Source organism: Bosea sp. 685, assembly GCF_031884435.1.
In the GTDB taxonomy this organism is placed as follows: Bacteria; Pseudomonadota; Alphaproteobacteria; order Rhizobiales; family Beijerinckiaceae; genus Allobosea.
The window spans coordinates 3,588,811-3,608,574 of sequence record NZ_CP134779.1; the positions used below are offsets into that span (position 1 = coordinate 3,588,811).

Consider the following 19,764-nt stretch of genomic DNA (forward strand, 5'->3'; position numbering starts at 1 on the left):
GAATATGCGCATGATGCCCCCAGACACCACCGCGGCTCGCTCCGGCGCTCATCGCAGCATGAGGGCATGATGTCGCCCAGGGACCGGCTTCCGCTTTTCGACACGATGCTCTAGCCGCCATGGATCGCGAATTCCTTGATCTCTACAACCGCGAACTGGACCTGCTCTACCAGCAGGCCAAGGAGTTCGGCGACGAATATCCCGGCATTGCCGACCGCCTCGGCGGCCTGGTGCGCGACCGCATCGATCCGATGGTGTCGGGTCTGCTGGAGGGCACGGCCTTTCTCGCGGCGCGCGTGCAGCTCAAGCTGAAGCATGAATTTCCGGAATTCACCTCCAATCTGCTCGAACAGCTGGTGCCGAATTATCTGGCGCCGACGCCCTCCTGCATCCTGGCCCGCTTTCAGCCTGCCTTCGGCGACACGGCGCTGCGCGAAGGCAAGACCATCGCGAAGGGCAGTTATATCGATGCGACCTATCAGCAGCGCGGCCGCCGCGTCGCCTGCCGCTATCGGCTCGCCTCAGACGTCACGCTCTGGCCCTTCGAGACCACAGGCGCGGAGTATTTCGCCACGCCCGCCGCCCTGCAGGGCCTCGGCATCCCGATCGACCGGCGGGCGCTGGCGGGCCTGCGCATCAGCCTGACCCATCGCACCACGCCGCGCCGCGACGACGAACCCTCCGACACAGAGGCCAAGGCGAAGCCCGAATGCTGGTTTTCCGGCACGAAGCTCGAGACGCTGCCCTTCTACCTCACCGGCGCGGAGCCGGACGCCCACGCCCTCTATGAGCACATCATGGCGCGCTGCATCGGCGTGTTCCTGCGCTATCTCGATCCGTTCGGGGATCCGGTCGCCGTGCCCCTGCCGCAGGATTGCCTGCGGCAGATCGGCATGGAGGAGGAAGAGGCGTTGCTGCCGCATGACGCCCGGATCTTCCGGGGGTTCGACCTGCTGCGCGAGTATTTCATGTTCCCGCGCAAATTCCTCGGCTTCACGCTGGGTGGGCTGAAAGCCGTCCGCCAGTCGCTCGCGGCGCGCAATATCGAGATCATCATGGTCTTCGACGAGGCAAGCCCGCGGCTCGGCAGCGTCGTCGATGGCAACGCCTTCTCGCTCTACACCAGCTCCGCGGTGAACCTGTTCGAGATGGGCACCGACCGCATCCCGATGAAGACCAATGTCCACGAGCACCATGTCGTGCCGGACCGCAGCCGCTATCTCGAATTCGAACCGCACCGCATCGTCGAGGTCTTCGCGCATTTCGCCGGCGGGCGGGAAAAGGTGCCGGTGCGCCCGCTCTACTCCTCCTCGCTCGAAAGCGGCGATGAATCCGGGCTGTTCTACACCATCCGCCGCCTGCCCCGGCGCCGCTCGATCGAGGAGAAGCAGCGCGGCGCGGCTTCAGACTATATCGGCACGGACATGTTCATCTCTCTGACCGAGAAGCCGGGCACGGATCTCGCCGCGCGCGTCGTCGAACTCAGCATCCGCGCCTTCTGCAGCAACCGGCATCTGGCCGAGCAATTGCCGGTCGGCAGCAGCGGCGCCGATTTCCGCCTGCCCGAGGACCAGACGCTCGACATCGTCTGCGTGGCGGGGCCGACGCCGCCGCGCGAGCCCGTCGCCTCCTATCTGCGCAGCCGCGGCGAGACCGCCCATACCGGCACCGTGACCTGGCGACTGATCAACATGCTCAGCCTCAACCATCTCGGTCTGCTCGAGCGCGGCGGCGGCAAGGACGGGCGGGCGCTGCGCGAGACGCTCGCCCTCTTCGCCGACCTCGCTGACGCCGCCACCGAACGGCGCATCCGCGGGACGCGTTCGCTCGACAGCCGCCCCGTGGTCAGGCGCGTGCGCCATCGCGCGGGGCTCGGCGCGGCACGCGGCACGGAGGTCACCGTGACGCTGGACGAGAAGGCCTTCGAGGGCTCGGGCGCCTTCCTGCTGGGAGCCATCCTCGACCGTTTCTTCGCCGAATATGCCGGCATGAACCACTTCACCCAGACCGTGATCCGCACCGTCGAGCGCGGCGAGATCGCGCGCTGGCCGCCCCGCGCCGGATCGAGGAGGGTGCTGTGAGCTTCCTCGAAGATCTGGCCCAGGAGCCCTGGCGCTTCGATTTCTATGAGACGCTGCGGCGGCTGGAGCGTGCCAACCCCAAGCAGCCCCGCATCGGCGATTCCAGCGCGACGCGCGAGGACTATGTCGCGCTGGGCCAAGACCCGTATATGGATTTCCCGGCCTCGACCCTGGCCAAGGCCGAGGCGGATGCGACCGGGCGCATGCGCATCCTGGTCAAATTCCTCGGCCTGCTCGGCCCGCAGGGCGCCCTGCCCTATGCCACGACCGAGGAAGCCCATGGCTGGCTGCTCGCCGGCGACGACGCCTTTCCGCGCTTTCTCGACCTGTTCCAGAACCGCTTCCTGCAATTGTTCTTCCGCAGCTGGGCCGACGCCAGGCCCGTCGCGCAGCATGACAGCCTCGACCATGACCGCTTCTTCGATTTCGTCGGCTCCGGCATCGGGCTCGGCAGCGCGCCCTATCGCGAGCTCGACGCCACGCCGGACGCGCTCAAGGCCGGGTTTTCCGGCCTGCTCGGCGCACAGGCGAAATCGGCGGCGCGCCTGCGCGGCTTTCTCGAGGGCATGTTCGATCTCAAGGTCGAGATCGACGAATTCGTCGGCATGAAGATCGAGTTCGAGGAAAGCGACCGCTCCAGCCTCGGCGGCCGCCATGCCCGGCTCGGCGTCGACATGCTGATCGGCGCCGGCGTCTTCAGCATCGAGGACAAGATCGTGGTGCGCCTGCATACGGCCGACCTCGACGAATACCGGCGCTTCCTGCCGAGCGGCGACATCTGCCAGGTCCTGAACGACGCTATCTTCTTCGTCGTCGGCCACGAGATCACTTGGGATATCGAACTCGCCATCCCCGCCAACAAGGTCGAGCCCATGCGCCTGTCGCGCTCGGGACAGCTCGGCTGGACCTCATGGCTCTCGCCGAAACGCGATCTGGATGCCGACGAGATCCGCTGCGATGCGCGCTTCCAACCGGGGCAGAAGACCACGCCGCAGCCGAAAAAACCGCAGAAAACCAACAAGACGAAGGGGCCGTCATGAGCGAGATCAGTCTGGAGGCCATTACCGGCAAGCTCAATCGCCTGGGCTACGACGCCTTCATCCAGGCGCTGCGCGGGGCCAAGCGCAGCGGCAACCGCAATGTCGAGGTGGCGCACTGGCTGCTGCATCTGCTCCAGAACGACAAATCCGACATCGCGATCACCATCGACCACTACAAGCTCGACCGCGCCCGGATGCTGGCCGAGATCGGCGCGGTCGTAAACGGCTTCAAGCGCAACGAGACCGAGATGCCCGGCGTCGCGAACCAGGTCACCGACCTGCTCGATCGCGGCTGGCACTATGCGACGCTGTTCTTCGGCGAGACCCAGATCCGCTCCGGCCATGTCCTGGTCGCGGCGCTGAAATCGCTCGATGTCCGCCGCGCCCTGGTCGATGCCTCCAAGGAATTCGCGAAAATCCCGGTCGACACGCTGGCCGGCGAGCACCGTACCGTCTGGGCCCAGTCGGACGAGGAATCGCTGCAGCCGATGGACGGCTCGGGCCTGCGCGCGGCCGGCACGCCCGGCACGGACGCTGCCCCCGGAGCCAAAGGTTCGACCGCACTCGACCGCTTCTCGATCGACCTCACCGCCAAGGCGGCATCGGGGACGATGGACCCGATCACCGGTCGCGACGACGAAATCCGCCAGATCATCGACGTGCTGATGCGCCGGCGCCAGAACAACCCGATCCTCACCGGCGAGGCCGGCGTCGGCAAGACCGCCGTGGTCGAGGGTTTTGCCCAGCGCATCGCATCCGGCGACGTGCCGCCGCCCCTGCGCGGCGTCAGATTGTGCTCGCTCGACATCGGCCTGATGCAGGCCGGCGCCTCGATGAAGGGCGAGTTCGAGCAGCGCCTGCGCTCGGTCATCGACGAAGTCCAATCCTCACCGACACCGGTGATCCTGTTCATCGACGAGGCGCATACGCTGATCGGCGCGGGCGGAGCCGCCGGCACGGGCGATGCCGCCAACCTGCTGAAGCCGGCTCTGGCGCGCGGCACCTTGCGCACCATCGCGGCGACGACCTGGGCCGAGTACCGGCTCTATTTCGAGAAGGACCCGGCGCTGACACGGCGCTTCCAGCCGGTTCAGATCGACGAGCCCGATATCGCCCGCTGCTGCACCATGCTGCGCGGTATTCTGGGGCCGATGGAGAAGCACCATGGCGTGCGCATCTCGGATGCGGCGATCGTCGCGGCGGTGAGCTTGTCGCATCGCTACATCCCGGCGCGGCAATTGCCCGACAAGGCGGTGAGCCTGCTCGACACGGCCTGCGCCCGCGTCGCGATCAGCCAGACGACGACGCCGGCCTCGATCGAGGATACGCGCATCGCTATCGCCGCGCTCGACACGGAAAAGACCGCATTGGAGACCGATCGCGATATCGGCACCGACGCCAGCGAGCGTCTCGCCGAGATCGCGGGCGAGACCGCGACGCTGCAGGAGAAGCTGGCGAAACTCGAAGCCGAATGGGCTTCCGAGAAGGCGATCGTCGACGAGATCAAGGCGCTGCGCGAGAAGATCGCCAAGACCGCGACCGACAAGGCCGCTGCAGCCAAGACAGCCGCTGCCGAGACCGCTCCCGCCACGAGCACGGACGCCGCCAATGACGACGCAGCCCTCGCCCCCGCCGCCGCACCGATCGGCGAGGATGCGGAAGCGGCTCCTGCCGATGCGGAAGCCGATTTCGCCGCGCTGAAGGAGAGGAACGCCTCGCTCGAATCCCTGAACCCCGACGAGCGCAAGATCTACGCCTATGTCGACGAGCAGGCTGTCGCCGCGATCGTCTCGGACTGGACCGGCATTCCGGTCGGCCGGATGGTCAAGGATGAGATCGAGACCATCCTCAATCTGGCCGAGACCTTGAACAAACGCGTCGTCGGCCAGGCCCATGGGCTGGCGATGATCGCCAAGCGCATCGAGACCAACCGCGCCAAGCTCGACAACCCCAACAAGCCGATCGGCGTGTTCATGCTCTGCGGGCCCTCAGGCGTCGGCAAGACCGAGACGGCGCTGGCGCTGGCGGAGGCGCTCTATGGCGGCGAGCAGAACATCATCACCATCAATATGAGCGAGTTCCAGGAGGCCCACACGGTCTCGACGCTGAAGGGCGCACCTCCCGGCTATGTCGGCTATGGCGAGGGCGGCCGCTTGACCGAGGCCGTGCGCCGCAAGCCCTATTCCGTCGTGCTGCTCGACGAAGTCGAGAAGGCGCATCCCGACGTGCACGAACTGTTCTTCCAGGTCTTCGACAAGGGTCAGATGGAGGACGGCACCGGCCGCCGGATCGATTTCAAGAATACGCTGATCATCCTGACCTCGAATGTCGGCACCGAGGTGATCATGGACATGGCGCGCGACCCGTCAGCCAAGCCCGATGCCGAGACGCTTTCGGCAGCGCTGCGCCCGTCGCTGCTGCAGGTCTTCCCGCCGGCCCTGATCGGCCGCATTGTCACGATCCCCTATTACCCGCTCTCGCCCGACATGCTGGGCGGCATCGTGCGCCTCCAGCTCGACCGCATCGGCAAGCGCATCCGCGAGAACCACAACGCGGCGTTCAGCTATGGCGACGAGGTGGTCGCGCATATCGTCTCGCGCTGCAACGACCCCGATTCCGGCGGGCGCATGATCGACAACATCATCACCAACACGCTGCTGCCGGCGCTCTCGCGCGCCTTCCTCAACAAGGCGATCGAGAAAACCGAGGTGAAGAGCGCCAAGGTTGCGATCGCGGACGGGCAGTTCGCCTATGAGGTTGGGTAGCGCCGCGGTTCCAATGAAAGCGCGGTCATCCCGGGCGACCGGAGGGAGACCCGGGATCCATTCCTGAACCTCTCCGGCAAACGCTCCGGAATGGATCCCGGATCGGCGCGGCTAAAGCCGCTTGTCCGGGATGACGGTGTGTTTGCGGCCCAAGACAGCGCGCTCACAAGACAGCATGCTCAGCCGCCGATGATCACCGTCGGGCAGCCCATCATGATCTTGTTGGGCGGCCCGAGCGCCTCGACGATGGTGTCGCCCATGCGGCAGGCCGGCAAGCCATTGATCATCACGGTCGTCGAGCCGTCGACAACAACGCCGGGGCCATGCGGCGGCAGCGGCAAGGGCGTGGCGCAGATATGGATATCGACCCCGCCGCCGCCTGCAGCCGCGCCGGTGATCGTCGCGCTCATCGCGGTGGACGCCGCCGTCTTGGCGGTCTCCTCGGCCGTAACCGCGGCCGGGGCACCGGGCGTGCCCGCCGCAGCCACCTTGGCGGCTTTCGCCGCATCGAGCGTGGCGTCCGAGGCCTGCTTTGCGGCCTTCACAGCGGCCGCACCGGCCCCGCCGATGCCACGCCAGGCCGGCAGGCCGCCGATCAGGACGGTCGGGCTGCCCGGCCCCGGTTGCAGGACCGGCGGCAGCGGGTGCAGAACTGGGTCGGTTATACGGGCAGCCGGTCCGGTCGGCATGGCTTAGCCCTCTTGTTGATGACCTAGAGGAAACTCTAGATCGCACGGAGCGGACCCACAAGACGGCTCAGGAGCGCAGCTTGCTCGCCAACCTGTCGTAGCATTCCGAGAAATACAGCATGAAGGCATCGACCAGGCCGTTGTCGTGGCGCTCGGTCTTGGCTTTCCAGCGCGTGACGAAATGGTCCCAGAGCTTGGCCTTGCGCGAGCCCATCAGGCCGCCGAGCCCGCCTTCCTTATCCGTCGCGGCCTCGATGACAGCGGGATCCAGATCCTCCACCACCATCTTCAGCGCCTGCTGCATGGCGGAGTAGGTGTTCATCTGATGGGTCTTCAGATCCTTGAAGCTGTCCTCGAGCGCCCGCCTGGCGTCGAGATAGCTCGTCGTGCTGGGCCCGAACATGATCCGCAGCGCGTCCTCGACGGTCGGCGAGAATTTCAGCGGGTTGTTCTCCAGCGCCTGGATCATGGTCTGGTTGGTGCTGCGCACGAGGCCCTTGGTCTCGGCCCGCGCCTGCAGCATCTGCTTGACGTTCTCGCAGGTGATCCTGAGCAGCAGGCCGGCGAGTTCGGCCATCTCCTCGGGCGAGCGGCGGTTGAAGATCTCCTCGCTGACGCCCGCGCCGCGCGCCATCCTTGCTGCGAGCTGATTGCCTATCGGCGCCTGGGCAGAAGTCTGGGCCGACGAAGCCTTGACCGAAGTCGGCGGAGCGGCCGGCGGCGGCTCCGGAGCCGCGGCGACGGCAGCGGCCGCCGGGCGCGCGGGCTTGGCGGCCAGGATCGCGGCCGGCGGCGAGGTCATGTAACCGCCCAGAGGTACGGGCTCGGGTGAAGGCTGAGCCGGCTCGGGCGCATCGGGAATGGGGTGGATCGACCAGTCGCCGCGCGGCGACGGCAGCGGCGCGGTCATCGGTGGCAAGGCCTCGAAGCCCGGCGCTTCGGCATTCGGCGCCGGCGGCGGAACAGGCGGAGGCGCGGCAGGGGCAGAGGCAGAGGCAGAGGCAGCGCTCCGGTCCGGCGGCAGCCAGGCCGGTTCGTTGCGGCGCGCCGGCTCGTCGAGATCCGGGATATCGACATACCAGTTCATCAGGTCGTTCTGCTCGGCCGCGGGGCGCGGCGGCCTGAGCTCGGAGGCCGGGATCGGCGGCGCCGTCGAGGCGCTGTCCCACATCTCCTCTGGCCGGGTGGAGGACGGCGCGGCGGGCTCGGGCGCCGTCTCCGACACGCCTTCGCTGTCGACAGCCGCCCCGATAATGTAATGGCCGATCTCGAGCCGGTCGCCGTCCTTGAGGCGGTGCGGCCCCGACATGCGCAATTCGCTGCCATTGACGAAGGTGCCGTTGCTCGAGACATCGTGCAGCCAATAGGCACCGTCGCGGAAACGCACCTCGCAGTGCCGGCTGGAGACGATCCGGCCAGGGTCGGGCAAGGTCCAGTCGAGATACTGGTCGCGGCCGATATCAAGCCCGCGCTGGCCCTTGATGGTGATCTGGAGCGGGCCGCCATCGGGCAGCCTGTCCATGTTCTGTATCGACAGCGTAAGCGACGGCACGCGCAGTTTCCCGTTCACACAAAGCCCGGCCGTAATCTTACGCAAACATCGTACGGCTCGACGGGAAAATCATAGTGCGACGTAAGGAAAGGTCAAAGAATCCTTGTGCCCAAGGCAAGCATCGCGACGGCTGGAGCCCACGGCCCGCAGAGCCGGCGGCGCCCCGCTGATCCGGCACGGGGCAGACCGGCCCGGCCGCCGCCCCGCGAGGAGGCCTTGGAGACTGTTTGAGATGTCCCACAGCCCTCATCCTGAGGAGCCATTCCCCAGGGAATGGCGTCTCGAAGGATGCTTCAGGAGGCTCCCGAACCATCTGGAGCATCCTTCGAGACGCCGCTTCGCGGCTCCTCAGGATGAGGGCTCGAATGTCCAAACGGGTCTTTAGCCCCCCGCGCTAAGCGCGCATTCCACACTGACTTTGAAATGTCACAAACAGCTTGTGAAATCTCACAAATCATTCCAGATTGCCGGCCATGCTCGACACCTCCTCGCCCTTCGCTCCGTCTGTGACCCTGCCCGCCGCCGAGGCGCGAATGGATGTCGCGACCCGGCGTTTGCGCAAGGCGGTGATCGCCTGCGAACTCGCACCGGGCGAATTCATTCACGAGGCTGCCCTGGTCGAGCGCTTCGGCCTCGGCCGAGCCGGCATCCGCGTCGCGCTGACCGCCTTGTCCGCGCAGGGCTTCGTCAGCCGGCACGCCAGGCAGGGCTGGCGCATCGCCCCGGTGGACGGCGCGCTGATCGAAGCGGTGCTGGATGGCCGCCGCAGGCTGGAGCCATCGCTTGCAGTGCAGCGCCTCAGTGGACAGACCCGCGACATGCTGATTTCGCTGCTCGGCGTAATGGAATCGGTCTTTGGCCGCAGCGAACCTGCCGCCTTGGCGACCGCGCGCCTGGCCGAGCGGCAACTGCGCGATCTGCTCGTCAGCAGCGCCGGCACCTTCGCCCGGCGCTGGCTCGCGGAGATCTGGGACCACGCCGACCGCATCCTGCACCTGCTCGATCTCACCGGCCACCCCATCACGCCGCCTGATCGGCGCGCGCTGGCGGCAGCGCTGATCGCGGGCGATGCGGACGCCGCCCGCTTCGCGATCACGCAGGAGAACGAGCGCTTCGCCGGCGCCCTCGCCCGTGGCTTCATGGCGGTGTCGGCTCGCCCGACGCAGCCGGCGGCCCGCTCGGCACGCCGGCGCACGGCGCGGCCGGCGACCGCAACCACGGACAGTCCGATCCCTCTCCCGATCCCCCTCTCGAAGGAGCAGCAGTGATGAGCATTCTCTCGCGGACCACTCATGTCGCGGCCGCTTTGGCCGCCGTGCTCGCGCTTGGTGCTGCTCCGGCCCAGGCCTCGAAGGAGCGGCTCGTCGTCGACCTCGTCAACGAGCCGTCTTCGCTCGATCCGCAGGTGCAGTGGAACCCCGACAGCTACTATGTCTACCGCAACATCTTCGACAATCTCGTCACCCGCGACGACAAGGGCGAGATCGTCCCGCAGGTCGCCACCAGCTGGAAATACCTCTCCGATACGGAGATCGAATTCGAGCTGCGGCCCGACATCACCTTCCATGACGGCTCGAAGCTGACGGCCGAGGACGTCGCCTACAGCGTCAAGCGCATCACCGATCCGAAATTCGGCAGCCCGCAGCTCGGCCAGTTCGACAAGATCACCGACGCGACCGCGCTCTCGCCGACCAAGGTCAAGCTCACCACCAACGGCGCCTATCCGGCCCTGCTCGCACAGCTGGTCAAGCTCTCGATCGTGCCCAAGGCCATCGTCGAGGCGGTCGGCAAGGACGCCTTCAACCTGAAGCCCGTCGGCAGCGGGCCCTACAAGTTCGAGGCCTGGCAGCGCGGCGTGCAGGTCTCGCTGGTGCGCAACGACGCCTATTGGGGCGACAAGGGTCCCTTCCCGGCCGTGATCTTCCGCGCCGTGCCGGATGGGGCGACACGGCTCGCCAATCTCCAGGCCGGGACCAGCGATCTCGGCGTGACGCTCGATTCAGACCAGGCCGGCCAGCTCAAATCCGCGACCAAGGCCAAGGCCCTGATCGGCCTGACTGAACGCGTCGCCTATCTCAGGCTGAACACGACCAAGCCACCCTTCGACAACGTCAAGCTCAGGCTGGCGGCGGCCTATGCCATCGACAAGGAAGGGCTGGTCGACGGCTTGCTCGGCGGCTTCGACAAGCCCGTCTCGCAATTGCTGACGCCGGCGAGCTTCGGCTGGGTCGAGGGCCTCAAGGGGCCAAGCTACGACCTCGCCAAGGCCAAGGCGCTCGTCACTGAAGCCGGCCCGGCGGCGAAGGCCGAGATCGAGCTCTCGACCTCGCCGGTCTTCGACCAGCGCATCGTCCAGGCGATCCAGCAGCAGCTCAACGATGCCGGTCTCAACGTCAAGATCGCGATGTCGGACATGGCGAGCTACCTCAAGCGCTCGCAGGCCGGGCCGGAGACGACCTCGACGCTGAGCTTCGGCCGCTGGTCCTGCGCCTGCCAGGATGCCGACGGCGTGCTCTTCCCCCTGATCCACAAGAGCAGCGGCTGGTCGGCCTATCGCAACCCCAAGGCCGACAGCCTGCTCGAAGAGGCGCGCCAGACGCTCGACAAGGACAAGCGGCTCGCCGCCTACAAACAGGTCCACGAGATCATCGCCGCGGAAGCCCCGCTGGTTCCGCTCTACCAGGCGGCCGTGATCTACGGCGCGACCAAGAACCTGCAGTTCAAGCCGACGCCGAATGAAAGCATGTTCCTCAACCGCATGAGCTGGACGGACTGAGCTTCGTGCAAGGCTTCCTGCTCAGGCGCACCGGACAGGCGCTCGCCACCATCATCGGGGTGGTGACGCTGATCTTCTTCGTCCAGCGCCTGACCGGCGACCCGACCTATCTGCTGGTGCCGGAGACCGCGACCAAGGCCGATGTCGACGCGCTGCGCCATGCGTTGGGCTTCGACCGGCCGCTGCCGATCCAATATCTCGACTTCCTGGCCGATCTCGCCCGCTTCGACCTCGGCCAGTCCGTCGTGCAGCGCGTGCCGGTGATGACGATCATCGCCTCGCGCCTGCCCTATACGCTGATGCTGGCGGCGGGCGCGCTTCTCGTCGCCTGCGGCATCGGCGTGCCGATCGGCATCCTGCTCGCGGTCTTCCGCGACAAGCCCGTCGCCAAGCTCGCGGCCGGCTTCGTGCTCGCGGCCCAGAGCATGCCGACCTTCTGGAGCGGCATCCTGATGATCCTGGTCTTCTCGGTGCTGCTCGGCTGGCTGCCACCGTCCTCGACCGGCGACCTCTGGCATCTGGTGATGCCGTCCTTCGCGCTCGGCCTGCTCTCGATGGCGACTTTCGCGCGGATCACGCGCTCGGCCCTGCTCGACGAATTGTCGAAGGATTATGCCCGCGCCGCCCGTTCGCGCGGCGTCCGCACCGGGCGCCTGCTCATCCGCCACATCGCCCGCAACGCCTCGATCCCGCTGATCACGGTCGCGGCGCTCGAAATCTCCAACCTTCTCGCCGGCGCCGTCATCGTCGAGACCGTCTTCGCCTGGCCCGGCATCGGGCAGGTCACCGTGCAGGCGATCCTGGCGCGCGATTTCATGATCGTGCAGGGCGTCGTGCTGATGGGCGCCTTCGTCACCGTGGCGCTGAACCTGATCTGCGACCTGCTCTACAGCCTGGTCGATCCGCGCATCGTGCTGGATGGCGGACGATGAGCGCTGTTGCCGCCTCATCTCCCCGCCGCAAGCTCTGGCTCTGGCGCTGGTGGCCGCTGGCGATCGTCGCGCTGGTCGTGTTTGCCGCCATCTTTGCGCCGTGGCTGGCGCCCTACGACCCCAATACGCAAAATCTCGTCGGCCGCCTGAAGCCGCCGGGCACAGTCTCGCGCAGCTTCCATTACTGGCTCGGCAGCGACGAGCTCGGCCGCGACCTGCTCAGCCGCATCATCCATGGCGCGCGCGTCTCGCTGATCGTCGCCTTCGCCTCGGTCATCCTGTCGGGCACGGTCGGCACCACGCTCGGCATGATCGCGGGCTACCGGCGCGGCTGGACCGAGGTCGCGGTGATGCGCGTCGTCGACGTCTTCCTCTCGATCCCGGCCGTGCTGCTGGCGATCATCACCGTCGCGGTGCTGGGGCCGAGCCTCGTCAATGTCGTCCTGGTGCTCGCATTGACACGCTGGCCGCGCTACGCCCGCGTCGCCTATAGCCAGACGCTCTCGATCGCGACCATGCCCTATGTCCGGCTGGCGGCGCTGATGGGCGCCGGCGCGCCGCGCATCCTCTTCCGCCACCTCCTGCCCAACATCATCGGCGCGGTTTCAGTCGTCGCGACGCTCGAATTCGGGCTGATGGTGCTGTTCGAGGCCGGGCTCTCCTTCCTGGGCCTGGGCGTCCAGCCGCCCACCGCGAGCTGGGGCGCGATGCTCTCGACGGGCCGCAACTACGTCGCCACCGCCTGGTGGGTCGCGACCCTGCCGGGCCTTTGCCTGTTCGTGCTCGTGCTTGCCGTCAACCTGACCGGCGACGCCGTGCGCGACCGCCTCGACCCCCGTTTCCGCTGAGGCAGAGCCGTGCAGCTCATGATTTCAAGCGCAATGACCGTTGATCAAAACGCACCGTCATCCCGGGCGACCCACCGGGTCCGGCGTTCAGCCGGCCCGATGGCGAGGCTCCGCGAGACCCGGGATCCATTCCGGAACGCTTCAGGAATGGATCCCGGGTCTGCGCTTCGCTCCGCCCGGGACGACGGAGCAGTTGTATTTTTCGTCACGCCTATGAGGACCATTGCCATGTTCGACGACATCAAGGGAAAGCGCGCGCTCGTCACCGGCGCCTGCGGCGTGATCGGGCGCTGGATTGCGCAGACGCTGCACGAGGCCGGAGCGACGCTCGCCTTGACCGATGCGAAAGCCGGCGAACTCGACGCCTTGGCGGTATCGCTCGGCCTCGGTCCCGACAGCTTCACCAAGCCCGCGGACCTGACCGACGAGGCCTCGATCAAGGCGCTCGCGGCCGAGATCGGCCAGCGCTGGGGCGCGGTCGACATCCTCGTCAACAATGCCGGGATCTATCCCAGCGGCTTCCTGCTCGACACCTCGACGGAGGAGTTCGACCGGATCTTCTCGGTCAATCTGCGCGCGCCCTTCATCCTGACCCGCGAGATCGCGACGCAGATGGTGCGCAAGGGCGTCAAGGGCTCGATCATCAACATCTCCTCGGGCGCCTCGCGCAAGATGCGCCGCACGGCCTGCGTCTATTCCACCTCCAAGACGGCACTCGACCGATTGACCAAGGGTTTTGGCGTCGAGCTCGCCGAATACGGCATTCGCTCGAATGCGCTCGAACCGGGCTTCGCCGCCGGCAGCAAGGTCAGCGGACTGACCGACGCGCATATCCAGAGCACGATCTCGCAGATCCCGCTCGGCCGGCCCTCCTCGCGCGAGGATGTCGGCAACGCCCTGCTCTATCTCGCCAGCGATCTCTCATCCTATGTCACCGGCGCGACGTTGACGGTCGATGGTGGCAATTCGATCGGCTCGCTCGCGGTCCATCAGGACAAGAAGAGCGCGCTGTGAAGGAGGCGTCGATGACCCCCGCGACCTTCCCCCGCGCCGCCTATGAATGGCCTGCCGGCAAAACCAATGCCTTCTGCTTCAGCATCGATGTCGATGCCGAAAGCCCCTATCAATGGAACCTGGCTCCCGACGCGCCTGCGACGCTCGGGCAGATCGAGCAGCGGCTGTTCGGCCCGCGCATCGGTATCTGGCGCATCCTCGATCTGCTCGACCGCTACAGTATCAAGGCGACGATGTTCGTGCCGGGCCTGGTGGCAAAAAACCATCCCGAGCTGCTGCCGGCCTTCGTCGAACGCGGCCATGAGGTCGGCCTGCACGGCTATTTCCATGAGATCGCGACCGAGGCCGGTCCGGAGGAATTTGCCCGCGCGCTCGATGAATCGCTGGCCCTGTTCAAAGCCCAAGCCGGTATCGTGCCGAAAGGCTTCCGCTCGCCGGCCTGGGAGATGACGCCGGCCATGCTGGCGGAGGTGAAGCGGCGCGGGCTCTATGATTCCTCGCTGATGGGCTTCGACCATCCCTATACGATCGACGGCGTCACCCAGGTGCCGGTGCTCTGGGCGGTCGATGACGCGATCTATTTCCGCTTCACCGGCAGTCCGACCGACCGCGCCCCGCCCTCCCCGCAAGGCGGCATCCTCGAGGCCTGGCTCGACGAATGGCAGGTGCTGCACCGCGAGGGCCGGATGATGATGCTGACGATCCATGACTGGATCTCCGGCCGCGCCGGCCGGGTCCGGATGCTGGAAAAGCTGCTCGACACCGTCACGACATCGGACGGCGTCTGGATCGCGACCGTCGGCGAGCTTGCGGCCCATCATGCCGCGAGCAGCAATGCCGAGCGCTTCAGCGTGCCGCTGCGGCTGGCCGAGCCCAGCGCCCCGCTCCGCTTCAAGGCCCCGCGCTGATGCAGACCTTCACCGTCCAGAGGCCCGCCGTCCATTCGCCCCACGGCCTCGTCGCCGCCCAGAACCGTCATGCGGCCGAGGCCGGGGCGGCCGTGCTCTCGCGCGGCGGCAATGCGATGGATGCCGCCGTCGTCACCGCCCTGGTGCTGAGCACCGTCGAGCCCTGGCTGTCGGGTGTCGGCGGCGGCGGCTTCCTCATCCATGCCGATGGCGCGACCGGCGCGACCGAGACGCTCGACTTCAACGTCCGCGCTGCGGCCGGGCTCGATCCGGCCGATTATCCGCTGACCGATGGTCAGAGCGGCAACTGGTTCGCCTGGCCGGCCGTCATCGACGAGCGCAATGTCTCCGGCTATGGCGCGATCTGTGTTCCCGGCGCGATCGCGGGCTTCGCAGCGGCGCTCGCACGCCATGGCACACTCTCCTGGGAGGAGGCGCTGCAGCCGGCGATCGAACATGCCGAGCGCGGGCTGGAGATCGACTGGTTCGCGGCGCTCTGCGTCGCGATCGACACTGCGGGCCTCTCCCGCGATCCGGCTGCGGCGGCGCTGCTATTGGATGACGGGCACCCACCCAAGGCCGGAGCCGATACGCGGCGGTTCAAGCCGATGGCGCGCAAGGCCACGCTTCTGCGTCGCCTCGCCAAGGCCGGCGCGCTCGATTTCTACGAGGGCGAAAGCGCCCGCATGATCGCGGCCGATCTCGAAGCCGGCGGCTCACCGATCCGCACCAGTGACCTTGCCGCCTATGAGGTCGCCTGGGCGCCGGCGCTTGCCGGCCGCTATCGCGATTTCGACATCGCGGCCCTTCCCGGCCTGAGCGGCGGGCCGACTTTTCTGGACGCAGCCAGCAAGCTCGAAAGCGGCCCGCTCTCACGCGACACCTCGCCGGCCCAGACCGCCCTGCTTTATGCCAGCGCGATCCGCGAGGCCTATGCGACGCGCCTGACCACGCTCGGCCATGCCGCGACGCCGCAGGCCGGCTGCACCTCCCATGTCAGTGTGGTCGATCGCGACGGCACCATGGTCTCCTTGACCAACACGCTGCTCTCGCGTTTCGGGGCCAAGGTCGCGCTGCCCAATGCCGGCATCTTCATGAATAACGGCATGATGTGGTTCGATCCCCGCCCCGGCCAGCCCAACAGCATCGCGGCCGGCCAGAAGCCGCTCGCCAATATGTGCCCGCTGGTGCTGAGCCAAAACGGTCGCCCAGTGCTCGCCATCGGGGCTGCGGGCGGGCGCACCATCTTCCCGACGGTGCTGCAATTGATCTCCGGCCTTGCCGATTTCGGCCTCTCGCTGGAGGAGACCTTCCATCGCCCGCGCATCGACGCCTCGACGCCGTGCATCAAGATCGACGCGCGTGCCGAAGCCGATGTCGCCGCGACCGTCGCGACCGCCTTCCCGGTCGAGATCGTCGAGGACACGCTCTATCCGGTGAATTTCTCGATTCCTTCGGCCGTGATGGCGGCCCCCGCCGGCGGCTTCATCGGCATGGCTCATCCGACCAGCCCCTGGGCCGCCGTGGCCGCAGCGACGGCATGATGACGACCGACGCTCCCGTCCTGGCGGTCGACGATCTCGTCATCGAGATCGACGGCAACCGCATCGTCGACCATGTCTCGCTTGCGGTCGGCTCTGGCCGCATCCTCGCCATCGTCGGCGAATCCGGCTGCGGCAAGAGCCTGACGGCCTTGTCCGTACTCGGCCTGCTGCCGAAGGCGGCGCGGGTCCAGCATGGTGCGATCCGGTTGAACGGGCGTGACCTGACCGGGCTTGATGAAGCCGCCCTGTCGCAGGTGCGGGGCAATGAGGCGACGATCATCTTCCAGGAGCCGGTCGCTTCGCTGAACCCGCTGATGCGCGTCGGCGAGCAGGTCGAGGAAGCCTTGATCCTGCACCGCGGACTCCAGGGGAAAGCCGCGCGCACGGAGGCCATCGCGATGATGACCCGTGTCGGCATTCCCGATGCGGCAAGGCGGGCGCGGCAATATCCGTTCGAGCTCTCCGGCGGCATGTGCCAGCGCATCATGATCGCCTCGGCCCTGATCTGCCGCCCGGCCCTGCTGATCGCCGACGAGCCGACGACGGCTCTCGACGTGACGATCCAAGCGCAGATCCTCGATCTGATGCGCCGCCTGCGCGAGGAGGTCGGCACCGCGATCGTGCTGATCACCCACGATATGGGCGTCGTCGCCGATCTCGCCGACGATGTCTGCGTGATGTATGGCGGCCGCATCGTCGAGAGCGGACCGGTCGAGCCGATCTTCGCCACGCCGCGCCACCCCTATACCAAGCTCCTGCTGGCGACGATCCCGACATTGCAGGGCCAGCGCAAGGCGATTTTGCGCACCATCGACGGCATGGTGCCGAGCGCCGAATCCTGGCCCGATGGCTGCCGCTTCCGCACGCGCTGTCCGCTCGCCGACGAAGCCTGCCTTGAGCCGCCGCCTTTGGCGATCGTCGAGGCCAGAGCATTTTCGAGCGAAGTGGACACCGGTTCGCGTGAAGACAATGCGATAAAACAAGAAAGCAGAGCATTTCCGCGCTTCGGAGAAACGCGGACATGCTCTAGCCATGCCGCCGCCTGCTGGCATTCGGCCCGCGTCGAGGCGCTGGCATGAGCACGCCGCTGCTGCAGGTCCGCGACCTCAAGGTCCATTTCAAGCTGAGGCAGGGCGTTGGCGCCCGCGGCGGCGTGGTCAAGGCGGTGGATGGCGTCTCCTTCGACGTCCATGCCGGGCGCACGCTCGCGCTGGTCGGCGAATCCGGCTGCGGCAAGTCGACCACGGCCTATGCCGTGATCGGGCTGGAGCAGGCGACCGGCGGCACCATCCTGTTCGACGGGCGCGACGTCACCGGGCTGAAAGGCCGTGACCGGGCGGCATTGGCGCAGGAGATCCAGATCGTCTTCCAGGATCCCAGTGCTGCGCTCGACCCGAAGATGAGCATCAGCGATAGCATCGCCGAGCCGCTCGCCATAGCCGGCTGGTCGCGCAACGACCGGCGCAGACGGGTGATCGAACTGCTCGACCGGGTCGGCCTGCCCGCGGCCTTCAGCGAGCGTCTGCCGAGCGCGCTCTCGGGCGGCCAGCGCCAGCGCGTCGTCATCGCGCGTGCGCTTGCCTTGTCGCCGCGCCTCCTGATCCTCGACGAGCCGGTCTCGGCGCTCGACGTCTCGATCCGCTCGCAGGTGCTCAATCTGTTGCTGGAGCTGCAGCGCGAGCTCGATCTCGCCTATCTCTTCATTTCGCACGACCTCTCGGTGGTGCGTCACCTCGCCGACGAGGCGATGGTGCTCTATCTCGGCACGGTCGCGGAAAGCGGGCCGATCGACGCGATGTTCGAGGCGCCGCGGCACCCCTATACGCAGGCGCTGCTCTCGGCGATCCCGCTGCCGGACCCGGTCCTGCAGCGCCGGCGCGAAAAGATCATCCTGACCGGCGACCTGCCGAGCCCGCTCTCGCCGCCGCCGGGCTGCCCCTTCATCAGCCGCTGCCCGATCCGCGTCGAGATCTGCGCAACCGCGCGCCCTGCCCTGAAAGACGCGCAGTCTGGAACCCAAGCCGCCTGCTTCGTCCGGGCGGCGTGATCGTCCGATCGGGGCATATCAGGCACAGATCCGAGCGGTCCGCCTCTTGCTTATGCTCGGAACCACACCGTCATTCCGGGCGTAGCGAAGCGCAGACCCGGAATCCATCGTAGAGCGCCGAGCCCTCCGATGGATTCCGGATCGGCGCCGCTTCGCGGCTTGTCCGGAATGACGGCGTGGTTCCGAGTGAAATCCGGACACCACGCCCACGGGCATCGCTCATCGTCACGCATGCGCGATCCAGCCGCGCCAGGTGAAGGCGGCGAAGAACAGCGCCGCATCCGCGAACCCGGCCTCGCGCAGGATCGCTTCGTCCTGCTCGGGACTGAGCATGCTCACGCTGGTGTCGACCGCGGTTCGGGCCGCGTTCGCCTGGTCGGCGTCGACGCCCGATGTGATCGCGAAAGCCGCATAGCGCGACAACCAGAGCGCCCGCTCGTCCTGCCCCTGCGGAAAACTGCCATGGGCCGCCACGAACGGCGCGCCCGGCTTGAGCCGGCGTCGAATCTCGCTCGCCGTCCGCCGCCGCTCGTCGGAAGCGAGGAAATGCAGCGTCAGCAAGCAGGTCGCCGCATCGAACGGCCCCGCCGGCGCATCCTCGATATAGCCCTGAACCAGCTCCACGCGTGCGCCCAGCGGACCCAGCGCAAGAGGACCAAGCGTATGGGCTGCCAGCCCCAGCATTTCCGCGGATGGATCGACGCCGACGAAGCTCCATTCCGGATGCGCCTCCGCCAGAGCCTTCAGTTCCAGCCCGCCGCCTGCCCCCAGGACGAGAACCCTGGCATCTCGCGGCGCGCGCTCCGCGAGCAGGATGCCTGTCATGCGGTGAAGATCGGCAAGGCCAGGCACAAAGCGACGGGGACCATCCGCATAGCGGGCAACGCGCTCCGGATCGGAGAAGACCTCCAAGAAGTGCTGGGCGCCCGCTTTACTCGGCATGATCAATCTCCGTTCGGGACGAGCCCGAGCGCGCGCTCAGACGGGCGTGGAAATCGGCGCTCAGCGTAGCGAGCGTGACGTCGCCGAGGCGGGACAGCAGAATCGCCTCCGCCTCTCGAAAGGCCGCATTGAGGGATGCATTCACGGCCTGCTCGACAAGGCAGCCCGGCGCCTCCGTGCGGTTGCCCATCGCCAGCAGCGTGGGGCGGCCAAGCGCATCATAGATATCGCGCAGCGTGATCTCGGCCAGATCCCGCGCCAGCGTCCAGCCGCCGCCATGCCCCTTCTCGGAGCGCACATAGCCCTGCTCCCGCAAGCCGGCCATGACCCTGCGGACCACGACCGGATTGGTGCCCATCGCTTTTGCCAGCACCTCTGACGTCACCGGGCCATCCTGCTCTGCCATGTGCAACAGCACGTGGAGCACTCCCGACAGACGGCTATCTCGTTTCATGTAACTTCGAATAGTGCGTGATATGGAGCACGTCAACGGCCGCGGCCAACATGCCCCATGGCTGGTGGAAGCAGGACACAACCGGCACCCGGCTGCTCGCGCTGAAGGCAGCTCGAACAGAGGGGCAAAAAGTTCAGCCGCTTTTGCGCAGCATTGCAGCAGGCCGGACGCT

At 67.2% G+C, this 19,764-nt stretch carries 16 protein-coding genes; 12 read left to right on the top strand and 4 right to left on the bottom strand.

Annotation, left to right across the window (positions count from 1 at the left end; all coding sequences use genetic code 11):
- Positions 1-119 precede the first annotated feature (119 nt).
- Genes tssF through tssH form a run of 3 tightly spaced genes read left to right on the top strand, consistent with a single transcriptional unit; the run spans position 120 to position 5,886 of the window.
- Positions 120-2,081 (top strand): type VI secretion system baseplate subunit TssF, encoded by a 1,962-nt coding sequence (gene tssF, locus RMR04_RS18095; RefSeq protein WP_311909722.1) that lies wholly within the window; start codon positions 120-122, stop codon positions 2,079-2,081.
- A complete protein-coding gene (tssG, locus tag RMR04_RS18100; protein WP_311909723.1) occupies positions 2,078-3,121 on the top strand; it encodes a type VI secretion system baseplate subunit TssG in 1,044 nt (347 codons plus the stop codon). The genes tssF and tssG overlap by 4 nt, the downstream gene beginning before the upstream one ends.
- The gene (tssH, locus tag RMR04_RS18105) at positions 3,118-5,886 is read left to right on the top strand and encodes a type VI secretion system ATPase TssH (RefSeq protein WP_311909724.1); all 2,769 of its coding nucleotides are present in this window, start codon (positions 3,118-3,120) and stop codon (positions 5,884-5,886) included. The genes tssG and tssH overlap by 4 nt, the downstream gene beginning before the upstream one ends.
- Positions 5,887-6,065: 179 nt before the next feature.
- On the opposite strand, the gene RMR04_RS18110 is transcribed toward tssH, so the two are convergent.
- Both RMR04_RS18110 and tagH read right to left on the bottom strand, forming a co-directional pair.
- Entirely contained in the window at positions 6,066-6,575 is a 510-nt protein-coding gene (locus RMR04_RS18110) for a PAAR domain-containing protein (protein ID WP_311909725.1), read from the bottom strand.
- A 67-nt stretch (positions 6,576-6,642) separates the two neighbouring features.
- A complete protein-coding gene (gene tagH / locus RMR04_RS18115) occupies positions 6,643-8,097 on the bottom strand; it encodes a type VI secretion system-associated FHA domain protein TagH (protein ID WP_311909726.1) in 1,455 nt (484 codons plus the stop codon).
- Positions 8,098-8,600: 503 nt separating this feature from the next.
- On the opposite strand from tagH, the gene RMR04_RS18120 reads away from it, so the two are divergent.
- The 9 genes from RMR04_RS18120 to RMR04_RS18160 all read left to right on the top strand — a co-directional run bounded on the left by RMR04_RS18120 (position 8,601) and on the right by RMR04_RS18160 (position 18,196).
- Complete coding sequence (locus RMR04_RS18120; RefSeq protein ID WP_311909727.1) at positions 8,601-9,395, top strand: GntR family transcriptional regulator; 795 nt, start codon at positions 8,601-8,603, stop codon at positions 9,393-9,395.
- Positions 9,395-10,903: an ABC transporter substrate-binding protein gene (locus RMR04_RS18125; protein WP_311909728.1), complete on the top strand. Its 1,509-nt coding sequence runs from the start codon at positions 9,395-9,397 to the stop codon at positions 10,901-10,903. Before RMR04_RS18120 ends, RMR04_RS18125 begins: the two co-directional genes overlap by 1 nt.
- A gap of 5 nt (positions 10,904-10,908) precedes the next feature.
- Positions 10,909-11,835: an ABC transporter permease gene (locus RMR04_RS18130; protein ID WP_311909729.1), complete on the top strand. Its 927-nt coding sequence runs from the start codon at positions 10,909-10,911 to the stop codon at positions 11,833-11,835.
- Positions 11,832-12,683 carry a nickel transporter permease gene (gene nikC / locus RMR04_RS18135; protein WP_311909730.1) on the top strand — a complete coding sequence of 284 codons (852 nt, stop codon included), beginning with the start codon at positions 11,832-11,834 and terminating at the stop codon, positions 12,681-12,683. Before RMR04_RS18130 ends, nikC begins: the two co-directional genes overlap by 4 nt.
- Before the next feature lie 228 nt (positions 12,684-12,911).
- Positions 12,912-13,697: an SDR family NAD(P)-dependent oxidoreductase gene (locus RMR04_RS18140; RefSeq protein WP_311909731.1), complete on the top strand. Its 786-nt coding sequence runs from the start codon at positions 12,912-12,914 to the stop codon at positions 13,695-13,697.
- Positions 13,698-13,708: 11 nt separating this feature from the next.
- The gene (locus RMR04_RS18145) at positions 13,709-14,605 is read left to right on the top strand and encodes a polysaccharide deacetylase family protein (protein ID WP_311909732.1); all 897 of its coding nucleotides are present in this window, start codon (positions 13,709-13,711) and stop codon (positions 14,603-14,605) included.
- Positions 14,605-16,149 carry a gamma-glutamyltransferase gene (locus RMR04_RS18150; RefSeq protein ID WP_311909733.1) on the top strand — a complete coding sequence of 515 codons (1,545 nt, stop codon included), beginning with the start codon at positions 14,605-14,607 and terminating at the stop codon, positions 16,147-16,149. Before RMR04_RS18145 ends, RMR04_RS18150 begins: the two co-directional genes overlap by 1 nt.
- On the top strand, positions 16,146-17,228 hold the full coding sequence (locus RMR04_RS18155) for an ABC transporter ATP-binding protein (protein WP_311909734.1): 1,083 nt from the start codon (positions 16,146-16,148) through the stop codon (positions 17,226-17,228). Before RMR04_RS18150 ends, RMR04_RS18155 begins: the two co-directional genes overlap by 4 nt.
- Positions 17,225-18,196, top strand: a complete 972-nt coding sequence (locus RMR04_RS18160; RefSeq protein ID WP_311909735.1) for an ABC transporter ATP-binding protein — start codon at positions 17,225-17,227, stop codon at positions 18,194-18,196. Before RMR04_RS18155 ends, RMR04_RS18160 begins: the two co-directional genes overlap by 4 nt.
- Positions 18,197-18,421: 225 nt before the next feature.
- On the opposite strand, the gene RMR04_RS18165 is transcribed toward RMR04_RS18160, so the two are convergent.
- Both RMR04_RS18165 and RMR04_RS18170 read right to left on the bottom strand, forming a co-directional pair.
- A complete protein-coding gene (locus RMR04_RS18165; protein WP_311909736.1) occupies positions 18,422-19,138 on the bottom strand; it encodes a class I SAM-dependent methyltransferase in 717 nt (238 codons plus the stop codon).
- The gene (locus RMR04_RS18170; RefSeq protein ID WP_311909737.1) at positions 19,128-19,592 is read right to left on the bottom strand and encodes an RrF2 family transcriptional regulator; all 465 of its coding nucleotides are present in this window, start codon (positions 19,590-19,592) and stop codon (positions 19,128-19,130) included. Before RMR04_RS18170 ends, RMR04_RS18165 begins: the two co-directional genes overlap by 11 nt.
- Between the last annotated feature and the right edge of the window lie 172 nt (positions 19,593-19,764).

Bases quoted from the DNA above. Each gene is read 5' to 3' on its own strand.
- tssF (WP_311909722.1), top strand. From the start codon at position 120: ATGGATCGCGAATTCCTTGATCTCTACAACCGCGAACTGGACCTGCTC.
- RMR04_RS18125 (WP_311909728.1), top strand. From the start codon at position 9,395: ATGAGCATTCTCTCGCGGACCACTCATGTCGCGGCCGCTTTGGCCGCC.
- RMR04_RS18145 (WP_311909732.1), top strand. From the start codon at position 13,709: ATGACCCCCGCGACCTTCCCCCGCGCCGCCTATGAATGGCCTGCCGGC.
- tagH (WP_311909726.1), bottom strand. From the start codon at position 8,097: ATGGACAGGCTGCCCGATGGCGGCCCGCTCCAGATCACCATCAAGGGC.
- RMR04_RS18170 (WP_311909737.1), bottom strand. From the start codon at position 19,592: ATGAAACGAGATAGCCGTCTGTCGGGAGTGCTCCACGTGCTGTTGCAC.
- RMR04_RS18110 (WP_311909725.1), bottom strand. From the start codon at position 6,575: ATGCCGACCGGACCGGCTGCCCGTATAACCGACCCAGTTCTGCACCCG.
- nikC (WP_311909730.1), top strand. From the start codon at position 11,832: ATGAGCGCTGTTGCCGCCTCATCTCCCCGCCGCAAGCTCTGGCTCTGG.
- tssH (WP_311909724.1), top strand. From the start codon at position 3,118: ATGAGCGAGATCAGTCTGGAGGCCATTACCGGCAAGCTCAATCGCCTG.
- RMR04_RS18120 (WP_311909727.1), top strand. From the start codon at position 8,601: ATGCTCGACACCTCCTCGCCCTTCGCTCCGTCTGTGACCCTGCCCGCC.
- RMR04_RS18160 (WP_311909735.1), top strand. From the start codon at position 17,225: ATGAGCACGCCGCTGCTGCAGGTCCGCGACCTCAAGGTCCATTTCAAG.
- RMR04_RS18140 (WP_311909731.1), top strand. From the start codon at position 12,912: ATGTTCGACGACATCAAGGGAAAGCGCGCGCTCGTCACCGGCGCCTGC.
- RMR04_RS18155 (WP_311909734.1), top strand. From the start codon at position 16,146: ATGATGACGACCGACGCTCCCGTCCTGGCGGTCGACGATCTCGTCATC.
- RMR04_RS18150 (WP_311909733.1), top strand. From the start codon at position 14,605: ATGCAGACCTTCACCGTCCAGAGGCCCGCCGTCCATTCGCCCCACGGC.
- RMR04_RS18165 (WP_311909736.1), bottom strand. From the start codon at position 19,138: ATGCCGAGTAAAGCGGGCGCCCAGCACTTCTTGGAGGTCTTCTCCGAT.